The organism is Cyanothece sp. BG0011 (assembly GCF_003013815.1).
In the GTDB taxonomy this organism is placed as follows: domain Bacteria; phylum Cyanobacteriota; class Cyanobacteriia; order Cyanobacteriales; family Microcystaceae; genus Crocosphaera.
Genome location: NZ_PRLH01000005.1, coordinates 45,645 through 58,099 on the forward strand (window position 1 = coordinate 45,645; position 12,455 = coordinate 58,099).

A 12,455-nucleotide genomic window follows, 5' to 3' on the forward strand; every position below is an offset into this window, starting at 1 on the left:
ATCTCAGCTTGTTGTTAAAAAATTCAGATTAAAATGATGACACCTAAAACTTTTAAAACCACTAAACGGCGCTCTATTAATCTATCGAATGCTCAAGTAACGAAACAATATTTATTAGATAATTGTGCCATTCCTTTAGTCATAGAAACACAACAAGAGCGAATTGATCTGATATCTTGGAGTCTTAATCATAGGGATTTGATTGATCACCATTTACAGCAAGAGGGTGCTATTTTATTCCGAGGATTTGAGATAGGAAATGTGGAGAAGTTTGAAAAATTTATGACTTCTGTGTTTGGTCATCTCCTTGATTATTCTTACGGTTCTACTCCCAGAAGTAAGCTAGACGGTAAAGTTTATACTTCTACAGAATATCCTTCTAATCAATCAATTTCCTTACATAATGAGATGTCTTATACATCAAATTACCCTTTAAAAATTGCTTTTTATTGTCTTAAAGCAGCCGAACAAGGGGGAGCCACTCCTATTGCTAATAGTCGAAAAATATTTAATAAAATTAATCCTAAAATTCGGGATAAGTTTCAGAATAAAGGGGTAATGTATGTTAGAAACTATAGCGATAAACTAGACTTACCTTGGCAAAAAGTCTTTCAAACTGATGATAAAGCTAAAGTTGAAGCCTATTGTAAACAAGCAGGGATTGACTTTCAATGGAGAGGAAATAACCTCAGAACCTGCGAAGTTTGTCAAGCTGTTGTTAAGCATCCTCACACACAAGAAATGGTTTGGTTTAATCAAGCTCATTTATTCCATGTTTCTAGTTTACAACCAGAGGTTAAAGATAACCTTTTAGCTGTTTTAAAAGAGGAAGAATTACCCCGTAATACCTATTATGGCGATGGTAAACCGATAGAAGATTCAGTATTAGCAGAAATTCGTCATCTTTATGAACAAGAAGCAGTTTGCTTTCCTTGGCAGTCAGGGGATTTATTACTACTTGATAATTTATTGACCGCTCACGGCCGCCAGCCTTTTTCTGGTTCCCGGCAAGTGGTTGTGGCAATGGGATAAACTTATTGATAAATATTCTTAACTATGTTATTCTCTATTGAGAGTGAGGAGCAATAACCATGACAGAGATTGAAACATCTTTACAACCAGATATGAATGAGGGATTTCGCCTATCCCCTCAACAAGAAAGAATTTGGTTATTACAAGGATTAGAGTCTAGTTATCAATATCAAGTGAACGGTTCCCTAACTATTGAGGGTAATCTTGATATTGAACGTCTAAAAATGGCTATTTATCAAGTCATGGAGCGTCATGAAATTTTGCGGACAATCTTCCCTTGTTTGCCAGGAATGAGTATTCCTTTTCAGCAGATAATAACCACCCCTAAATTAGACTGGCAAGAGGAAGATTTAAGAGAAATTGATTCTAAAAAAGGAGTAAAATCTGTTAACATTGTACAAACTGAGTTTAATCAAGTTCTATTTAACTTTGATAAATTTCCTCCCATTAAGTTTAAATTAGTGAGAGTATTAGATGATAAGTTTATTTTACTGATTCGTCTATCTGCTTTATGTGGAGATAGTCAGTCTTTTAACCTCTTGGTTAAAGAAATTATTGACGCTTATAAGGGTCAAAGTTTAGCAGATGTCGAGATACAATATGCTGATATTGCTGAATGGTTTCATGAACTTTTAGAAGACGAAGAAGGGGCGATCGCTCGATCCTTTTGGCGCGAAAAAGGAGAGCAATATGAAGGACTTTCTTCTTTAGTTATTGAACAATATAATCAACAATGTCTTGACTTTACTGCCCAGTTAGAGAGAATAGAGCTATCATCTGAACTCTGGGATAAGATCAAACAATTGGCAGAAAGCTGTGATATTTCCTTAGAAAACTTCTTTTATAGCAGTTTTGCGACATTTATTTATAAAATAACTGGAAAACCATCTTTTTTCTTGGGTAGAAAAACTCAGGGACGTAGTTACGAAGAATTAGAACAAGGTATCGGGTTATTTGCTAAATATTTACCGGATCAAGTTGAGTTAAAGGAAACATCAACCTTTTTGGAAATACTAGAACTTAATCAACTGAATGATTCAGAAAATAAGAAATGGCAAGACTATTTTACCTGGAATACTTTTCAGGAAAAAGAAAGAGAAATTAATCAAAGTATTTTGTCCTATTCTTTTGAATGGGATGAGTCCATACCAGAAAAGAGAGTTAACAATGTTTCTTTTTCTTTGATTGATAAGATAAGTGTTACGGAACCCTTTAAACTTAAATTATTTATTCAACAGCAAACGGATAATTTAAACCTATTTTTAGCTTATGATAAGAATAAATTTGACAGTAAAACTATTAAAATGCTGTGTAATCAGTATAAAATCTTATTACAAAACCTTATTGTTAAATCAAATTTACCCATCGATAAATTAAACATTCTCAGCCTCGAAGATAAAGAGAAGATTTTAAACCAATTTAATCAAACTACCCAAGAATATTCCTTTCAAAACCTAATTTATCAACAATTTGAACAACAGGCAAAACAGACACCCGAACGACTTGCTATTGTTGACGAAAATCAATCATTAACCTATCAACAATTAAATCAAAAATCCAATCAACTCGCCCATTATCTCATCAAAAAAGGAGTCAAACCTGATCACATTGTTCCCCTATTTATTGAGCGTTCCCTTGACTTTATCATCGGAATGTTAGCTATTCTCAAGGCAGGGGGGGCGTACCTTCCCTTGGATGCAACCTTACCCCAAGAAGCTCTTAAATTGCGCTTAGAAGATGCTAAAGCCAGTTTAATCCTTACTCAAGAGCATTTAAAGCAAAATTTAGCTAATCTTCCTGTCAAAATATTGAATTTAGACCAAGAAGAGGATAACATTGCCCAAGAATCTACCGACAACCCCACTATTCCAGTGGCTCCCGAACATTTAGTATATGTGATCTATACATCGGGTTCAACAGGGAAACCCAAAGGGGTGGGAGTCGAACATAAACAACTGTGTAACTACGTCTATGGCATTCAACAGAAGCTAGACTTTCCCCCAGAGAGTCGTTTTGCTAATGTGTCTAGTTTTGCAGCAGATTTAGGCAATACGGCTATTTTTCCGCCATTGTCCACAGGCGGCTGTGTCCATATTATCTCCCAAGATAGAATCATGGATGCAGAAAGGTTCGCCGAATATTTTGACCGTCATCCCATTGACTGTTTAAAGATTGTCCCATCGCACCTATCTACCCTATTAATCGCGGCTAAACATCCTGAGAAGATTTTACCTAAAAAACGGCTAATTTTAGGGGGAGAAGGGTTAAACTGGCAATTAATCCAAAAAATAAAACAATATGCTCCCCATTGTCCCATCTATAACCATTATGGCCCCACCGAAACCACCATCGGCGTGTTAACCTATCCCGTCACCTCAGAGAAACCCGTCAGCGACTTGAACACCGTTCCCTTGGGGACTCCTCTCCCTAACACCCAAATCTACATTTTAGATAGATACTTGCAACCGGTTCCTATTGGGGTCGCAGGAGAACTCTATATTGGTGGGGATAACCTATCTAGAGGGTATCTCAATCAGCTAGAGTTAACCGAAGAGCGATTTATCGAGAATCCCTTCTTTAAAGCAGGGAGCAGGGAGCAGGGAGTAGGGAGAAAGTATTTGAGTCAAAAACTGTATAAAACGGGGGATTTAGCCCGATATTTACCCAATGGAACCATTGAATTTTTAGGAAGAAAAGACCGCCAGATTAAAATAAGAGGCTTTCGTATCGAGTTAGGGGAAGTCGAAGCCGCCTTAAGACAACATCCCCAGATACAAGAAACCGTCGTCACCCCTTGGGAAGCATCCCCAGGAAACCCTGGTTTAGTGGCTTATCTTATCAGTGTAGGGGAAGAAAAACCCGAAAACCAAACATTAAAACACTTTTTAGCGCAAAAACTCCCCGATTTCATGATTCCTAACCATTTTCTGTGGTTGGACACCTTACCCTTAACCCCCAACGGCAAAATTAACCATAAACAACTGCCTGCCCCCAATAGAAACAGCCCTGAACTTAACTATGTTGCTCCTAACACTGTTATAGAAGAGATTTTATGCCATATTTGGCAAGATTTACTCTCTTTAGAAAAAGTAGGAGTCAATCACAGCTTTTTTGACCTTGGAGGACATTCCTTATTAGCCACGCAACTCATTGCCCGTATTCGTCAAACCTTCCGCGCTGACATAACCCTAAGAGACTTGTTTGATGACCCCACCATCACCCATTTAAGCCAAACCCTAGTATCCCGTGAACCCAAACCTGGCCAAACCGAAAAGATTGCCCAAACCCTGAAAAAGTTAAACAGTTTATCCCCCGAAGAAAAACAAAGACTGCTGGCACAAAAACGACAAGGAGGACAACCATAATGCGTGCAGAAGACTTAGAATTATTTGAATATCTCCTCGAAGACGAAGGGGTAGACACTGCCTCACCTCAAGGTATTCCCCCACGAGACAACTCTGATGAGATACCCTTATCATCAGCGCAAACGAGACTCTGGTTTCTCACCCAGTTGGACCCAGACAGTTGCGCTTATAACTTGCCTGGGGGATTAAAATTAACAGGAAAACTGAATTTTCAGGCTCTTGAGGACAGTATTCATGAGATTGTCCAGCGTCATGAAGTTTTACGAACCAGTTTCACCGAAATTGAAGGAGAACCCCAGGCCCGAGTGATTCCTGAGGTCACCCTTACCATTCCTATTATCGACTTGCGGGGACAGTCGCCAGAAGCAACCGCCACCGAAGTGGAACGCATCAGCCGAGAAGAGGAAGAAACCCCCTTTAACTTGGCTAAAAGTCCTTTAATTCGCTTAAAACTGTTGCGTTTAACTGAAAATGAATACATACTACTCCTTAACCTCCATCATATTGTGTCCGATGCTTGGTCAAAAGGGGTTTTTATCGAAGAACTAAGACAACTTTATCACGCCTTTTCCCAGGGAAAACCGTCCCCTCTGCCCGTTTTACCCATTCAATATGCCGATTTCGCCCACTGGCAACAAAAACGTCTCCAAGGGGAAGCCTTAGCCCATCAACTGGACTATTGGAAACAGCAACTCGCCCATATTACTCCCTTATCCTTGCCCACGGATAAACCCCGTCCCCTCACCTCAACCTTTAACGGGGCCAGTCAATGTTTTAGGTTGCCTTCTGAGGTAACACAACAGTTAAAAGCTTTAGCAAAGCAAGAGGATGCCACCCTATTTATGGTCTTGTTAAGTGCATTTTTTGTCTTACTGTATCGCTACACTCAGCAAGAAGATATCTGTGTCGGTTCTCCCATTGCTAACCGCAGTCACCCAGAAATTGAGCCATTAATTGGTTTTTTCTTAAATACCTTAGTTTTTCGTGCCGACTTATCAGAAAATCCGAGTTTTTTAGAGGTATTAAATCGAGTTAAAACAGTTTGTTTAGATGCTTATGACTATCAAGACTTTCCGTTTGAAAAATTAGTCGAACAATTACAACCCGAACGTCATTTAAATCATTCTCCTTTGTTTCAAGTGCTGTTTACTTTACAGAAAAATACGGCAAAAGAAAACCTTTCCTTACCTGGGTTATCCGTAGCGGTGATAGAGAAGGAATGGAAAACAGCAAAATTTGATTTATCCTTGAACATGGAAGAGACAGAGGAAGGGTTATGGGGGATGTTTGAGTATAAAACAGACCTCTTTGAAGCCGAAACCATCCAAAGAATGGTAGGACATTTTTTAACCCTATTAAATAATATTCTTTTCCATCCTCGTCAGAGTATTCAAACCTTAGATTTATTAACAGAATTAGAAAAACAGAAACTGTTAATTAAATGGAATAAAACCGACGCTAATTATCCTAAAAATGATTGTTTACACCAACTATTTGAAAGACAAGTTAACCAAACCCCCCACACCATTGCTGTTGAATTTGACAACGAAAAATTAACTTATTCTCAACTCAATGAAAAAGCCAATCAATTAGCCTATTATCTCCAAGTATCAGGGGTTAAACCTAACGATTTAGTGGCCATTTGTATGGAACGTTCTCTTGAAATGGTCATCGGACTTTTAGCCATTCTCAAAGTAGGAGGAACCTACATTCCTCTTGACCCGGCTTATCCTTCTGAACGTATTAATTATATTTTAGAACATAGTCAAGTTGAGGTTATTTTAACTCAGTCAAAAGAAGGCAACCCCCCCTACCCCCCCTTGGTAAGGGGGGAAGGGCAACCCCCCCTACCCCCCCTTAGTAAGGGGGGAGAGGCAAGAGGCAAGAGTCGAACTATCATAGAAGTTGATACCCTAACTCTAAACTCCGAACTCCGAACCCCGAACCCCGAACCCCGGACACCCCAAGACTTAGCCTACATTATCTACACCTCTGGGTCCACAGGAAAACCCAAAGGGGTGGAAATATCCCACCAAGCTATTGTTAACTTTCTCTGGTCCATGGCCCAACAACCAGGGATAAACCCTCACGATGTTTTACTATCAGTAACCACCTTATCTTTTGACATCGCAGGGTTAGAAATATTCTTACCTTTAATAACTGGTGCAAAAGTCGTCTTAGTCAGTGGAGAAACTGCTATGGATGGAGTTGCCTTAAGTGAGAAAATAGACCAATGTCACGCCAGTATCATGCAGGCAACGCCGGCCACTTGGCAGATGTTAATAGATGCAGGATGGAAAGGAAAGAAAGACTTAAAAATACTCTGTGGTGGGGAAGCTTTGAGTCAAACTTTAGCCAAAGACTTACTCATAAAAAGTGGTGAACTGTGGAATATGTATGGGCCAACAGAGACCACCGTATGGTCAATGATTCAAAAAATAGAATCAGCAGACAACATCACCATTGGTCGTCCGATTAATAATACTCAAATATATATCCTAGATAACCATTTACAACCCGTACCTGTCGGGGTACCAGGAGACCTTTATATCGGCGGAGATGGGTTAGCAAGGGGTTATGTGAACCGCCCAGACTTAACGGAAGAAAGATTTATCAATAGTCCCTTTTTTCAAGGTGGGAGCAGGGAGCAGGGAGTTAGGGAGAAAATTTATAAAACAGGAGACTTAGCCAAATATTTACCCAGTGGCAAAGTAGAATATATCGGCAGAAGTGACTATCAAGTAAAAATCAGAGGTTTTAGAATAGAACTAGGGGAAATAGAAAGCCAGTTAAATCAACATTCAGCACTCAAGAATGCTGTGGTCATTGCTAAAAAAGAAGCATCAGGAATTAATCGTTTAGTGGCTTATTATATTCCTAAACAACCAGACAATATTACCAGGGAAGAGTTAAGGAGTTATTTAAAGAACAAATTACCTGACTATATGATACCTTCGGCTTTTATTTCTTTAGATGAATTTCCTTTAACCCCTAACGGAAAAATTGACCGCAAGGCTTTACCTGAACCTAATAAAACCTTTACAGATAAAACATTTACTCCCCCTAACACTCCTATAGAAAAAGAATTAGTCAGCATTTGGCAAGAAATTTTAGGGGTAAAACTTAGCATTAATGATGACTTTTTTACCGTCGGAGGACATTCTTTATTAGCTACTCAAGTTATCTCTAGAATTCGACAACAATTAAACATAGAAATTTCTTTGCGATCGCTTTTTGAATATCCTACCATTTCCCAGTTAAGTCAAGTAATTAATAACCACAAGACAACAGCCAAATCAAGCATTAAGAAAGTGTCTAGAGAGCAACCCTTACCCTTATCTTTTGCTCAACAAAGATTATGGTTTTTAGATCAATTTGATCCTGGAAATCATAGCTATAATATGTCAGGGGCGATTCAGTTACAGGGACAATTAAATGAGGAGGCATTAGAAAAGAGTATCAATGAAATTGTGAGACGACACGAAGCCCTGAGAACCACATTTAAAACGAATAATGGTCAACCCATTCAAGTGATCAATTCTCAAGTTTATATTTTTTTAGAAAAAGAGAACTTAGAGTTAGTATCTGAAGAGAAAAAAGAGGAAAAAATAAAAGAAATTGCCATCCAAGAGACCGAAACCCCTTTTAACTTAGAACAGGATACCTTATTGAGAACTAAGTTACTCAAATTAGAAGAAAAGAGTTACATTTTACTCTTTTCTTTGCATCATATTATTTTTGATGTTTGGTCAAGTGGGGTTATTGTTAAAGAACTCTCTAGCTTATATCAAGCTTTTTGTCAAGATAAGCCCTCACCTTTACCGGAATTACCCATACAATATGCTGACTTTGCTTACTGGGAACAGCAATGGTTACAAGGGGAGATTTTAGAACAAGAATCTCAATACTGGCTAGAAAAATTAGGTCATTTTCCTACTTTAAACCTTGCTGAGATCAATAAAAAGCTTAGAAAGATTCCAGGTCAAAACCTATCTAATACATCTCAATCTTTTACCCTTTCTCCTACTTTATCAGAGCAACTTAATAAGATTTCACAGCAATCTGGTGTCACCCTATTTATGACCATTTTAGCTGCATTCAACGTCTTATTATATCGCTATACAAAAGAAGATGATCTCGTCATCGGAACGGATGTTGCTAACCGTAACCATAAAGAAACTGAGGCATTAATCGGCTTTTTTATTAACATTATTTTGTTAAGAAATGACCTATCAGGAAAGCCTACTTTTAGAGAATTACTATCACGAGTTAGGGAAACTACCCTAGAAGCATACGCCCATCAAGACTTTCCCTTTGCCAAACTGGTCGAACTTTTACAACCCGAAAGAAGTCTTGACCAAACTCCTTTATTTCAAGTTCTTTTAGTGTTTCAAAATGCCCCCGTTCCCCCCTTAGAATTATCAGATTTAACCCTTAAACCGGTGCAACTTTATGAAGGAGAAGCAAGGTTTGATCTCGTTTTATTTATAGAAGAAACTAACGAAGGAATTAAAGGAACTTGGAAATATAAAAGTAACATCTTAACCCCTTCTACTGTTTATCAATTATCTAATCATTTTCAAACCCTTTTACAAAGCATTGTTAACAACCCAGACTTAACTATTGAGGAATTAGAAATGCAAAGCGAAGCCGAAAAACAGCAACAAATTGAACAAAAATCTCAACGAGAAAAAGCCAAACTTAATAAGTTTAAAAAATTCAAACGTATTCAACCTAAAGCTGTCGCGGTATCCTCCGAACAATTAATTAAAACCGAACAATTTCAACCAGATGAACCCTTACCCTTAATCATTAAGCCCAATATTAATGATATTGATATCATGGAATGGGCAAACAATAATCGACCCTATTTAGAAGAAAAATTACAACAACATGGGGCAATTTTATTCAGAGGATTTAACTTTAATAAAGTCTCTGATTTTGAAGCATTATCTCAAGCCATTTGTCCTGATTTATTTGGTAATTACGGAGACTTACCCAGAGAAGGAATTAGTAATAAAGTTTACGGTTCAACCCCTTATCCGGCCGATAAAGCTATCTTATTTCATAACGAAAGTTCTCATCTCAATAGTTGGCCACAAAAAATCTGGTTTTTCTGTGTTCAACCTGCGGAAAAAGGAGGAGAAACCCCCATTGTTGACTGTCGAAAAATTTATCAAAACCTTGATAGTAATATTAGAAAAACCTTAGAAGAAAAACAGTTAATGTATGTCCGTAATTACATCAAAGACTTTGACGTTAGCTGGCAAGACTTTTTTAAGACAGATGATAAACAAGAAGTCCAAAAATATTGTCAAAAAAATACCATTGACTGGGAATGGTTGCCTAATGATGGGTTAAGAACTAAGAAAGTTTGTCCCGCTATTATTCAACATCCTACCACTCAAGAATCTGTCTTTTTTAATCAAGTTCAATTACATCATATCTCTTTTCTTGACCCTGATATTCGCCAATCTTTATTATCAAACTTTGGTTATGAAGGGCTTCCTAGAAATGTTTACTATGGGGATGGTTCACCCATTGAAGATGAAGTGATGAACCAAATCAAAACAATTTATCAAGACTTATCGGTTAGTTTTCCTTGGGAAAAAGGCGATATTTTGATGTTAGATAATATGCTAACTGCTCATAGTCGAAATCCCTACCAGGGAAAGCGTAAAATTGTTGTAGCAATGGGCAATTTAGTCAATTTAGCAGATAGATAAATTTCAAAATCAAATACTTTTTAAATTAAGAAGAGGATACCAACATGATTAATCAAACGATTCAAGGATTTCGTCTTTCCCCACAACAAAAATATGTATGGTTACAACAACAAACAGTTAACTCTACCTTTAGTAACCCATTTTGTTCACAAATTGCCCTTTTAATACAAGGCAACTTACAAATTAATCGCCTACAAAATGCTCTAGAAACCCTGATTAAAAGATATGATATTCTAAGAACAAATTATAAACAAATTCAAGGAATTAAGTTACCTGTCCAAGTTGTCAATGAATTTTTTTATCTCCATTGGCAACAAGATAAAACTTCCCCTGAATTCCTTGATCAAACCATTGAAAATATTTTTCAAACCCATCGAGAAAAGTTAAATAACCTAGAGGAAACGACCCTATTTTATTTATCCTTATTAACGGTTTCAGAAACCAAACATTTTTTACTGATTAGTTTACCTGCATTAAACGGCGATGCAGAAACCCTAAAAAATTTAACCCAAGAAATTTATAATATTTATCATCAAAAAGATAATAATGACGAAATTATTGACTATTTACAGTTTTCTGAATGGCAAAACGAACTATTAGAAGAAGAAGAGGCAACCGAAGGCTTTAATTATTGGCAACAAGAAAAAAAACACCCTAAACCTAGTTTAAAACTTCCTTTTGAACAGCAAAATTCAAACTCTTTCAATCCGAAAACCTATACATTAGAAATTGGTAGAGAAATTACAGAAAAAATAAAAAGTTTTGCTACAAGTTATAATGTCACTATTGATAACTTTATTCTCACTTGCTGGCAAACTTTACTATCAAAACTAACCAATGAAACCCATATTGTTGTTAATCATAACTACAAGGGAAGAATTTATGAAGAACTACAAGACATCTTAGGATTAGTTGATAAATCGATTCCTGTTTATAGTCATATTGATCAATCAATGACCTTAAATGAGTTACTAATAAAAACCCATGAAACCGTTAGTAATCATCGTCCTTGGCAAGACTATTACTTAGGAGATAAAAACGAAATTACGCCAATAGCATTTGAATTTCAAACCCAGGAAAAACAGTATCAAGGTGATGACATAACTATCAGTTTATATCAACAATATACCTGTAGCGATCGCTTTAAACTAAAACTCTTTTGTCTCCTCCAAGAAAATAGTCTCAAAACTCAATTTTATTATGATGCTAGTCTCTTCAACTTAGAAGAAGTCCAACGGTTTGCTGACTATTTTCAAACCCTATTAATGAACATTTTTACCCATCCTAACGCCCAAATCAAAGACATAGAAATACTCAATCATAACCATATTAATGAATTACTAATTGAATTAAATAATACCAAAACTAAACATAATGAGTTAACCTCATTTAAAGAAAAATTTGAACAACAAGTTAAACAAACCCCCCAAAATACGGCCCTGGTTTATGAAGACAAAAAACTATCCTACGAACAATTAAACCAACAAGCCAACCAACTCGCCCATTACTTAATAAAACTCGGTGTTAAACCCGATAGTCCCATCCCTGTTTATGGCGATCGCTCCTTAGAAATGATCATCGCCATGTTAGGCATTATTAAAGCAGGGGCAGCCTATTTACCCATCGATTCAGCCCTTCCCTTTGCCGGACTCCAACAACGGCTAAAAGAAGCAAAAGCCAACATTTTAATCACACAAAAATCTCTAGTTACCCCCCAATCTTTACCCAATTATAAAGTTATTGATCTAGACAAAGATTGGCCAACCATCGCCCAAAATAGCAACCAAAATCCTCACATTCAACTAACCCCTGAAACCCTAGCCTATGTTATCTTTACCTCCGGTTCTACGGGACAACCCAAAGGGGTGGCCATCGAACACCGACAACTCCTTAACTACCTTCATAGTATTATCAAAGCATTAGATATTCCTCTCCATGCCAACTTTGCCCTAGTATCCACTTTAGCAGCAGACTTAGGCCATACTTGCATCTTTCCCGCCCTTACCACTGGGGGATGTCTGCATCTCATTTCTCAAGAAAGGGCTGCTAATGCAAAAATCCTGGCCGACTACTTCCAACACCATTCTATTGACTGCCTGAAAATCGTCCCCTCCCACCTCCAGGCGTTACTCGCAGCCGATCCCCAAGGATCATTTTTACCCCGTCAGCGACTCATATTAGGGGGAGAAGTAGCCCCTTGGGGACTCATTGACCAAATTCGGCAAAAAGCCCCTAACTGCCGTCTATTCAACCATTATGGACCCACAGAAACCACCGTGGGAGTCACCACCTACCCCATTGACTCCCAAACCCCCACCCTGGGAACCGTCCC

The 12,455-nt window shown here is 37.6% G+C and carries 4 protein-coding genes; all 4 read left to right on the forward strand.

Annotated elements, in window-relative coordinates:
• Window positions 1-36 precede the first annotated feature (36 nt).
• Entirely contained in the window at window positions 37-1,032 is a 996-nt protein-coding gene (locus C4E06_RS01800) for a TauD/TfdA family dioxygenase (RefSeq protein ID WP_107666523.1), read from the forward strand.
• Window positions 1,033-1,091: 59 nt separating this feature from the next.
• Complete coding sequence (locus C4E06_RS01805; protein WP_107666520.1) at window positions 1,092-4,397, forward strand: non-ribosomal peptide synthetase; 3,306 nt, start codon at window positions 1,092-1,094, stop codon at window positions 4,395-4,397.
• A complete protein-coding gene (locus C4E06_RS01810) occupies window positions 4,397-10,123 on the forward strand; it encodes a non-ribosomal peptide synthetase (protein ID WP_107666521.1) in 5,727 nt (1,908 codons plus the stop codon). The genes C4E06_RS01805 and C4E06_RS01810 overlap by 1 nt, the downstream gene beginning before the upstream one ends.
• A 44-nt stretch (window positions 10,124-10,167) precedes the next feature.
• A partial coding sequence (locus C4E06_RS01815) for an AMP-binding protein (RefSeq protein ID WP_157951098.1) occupies window positions 10,168-12,455 on the forward strand: 2,288 nt, incomplete at its 3' end.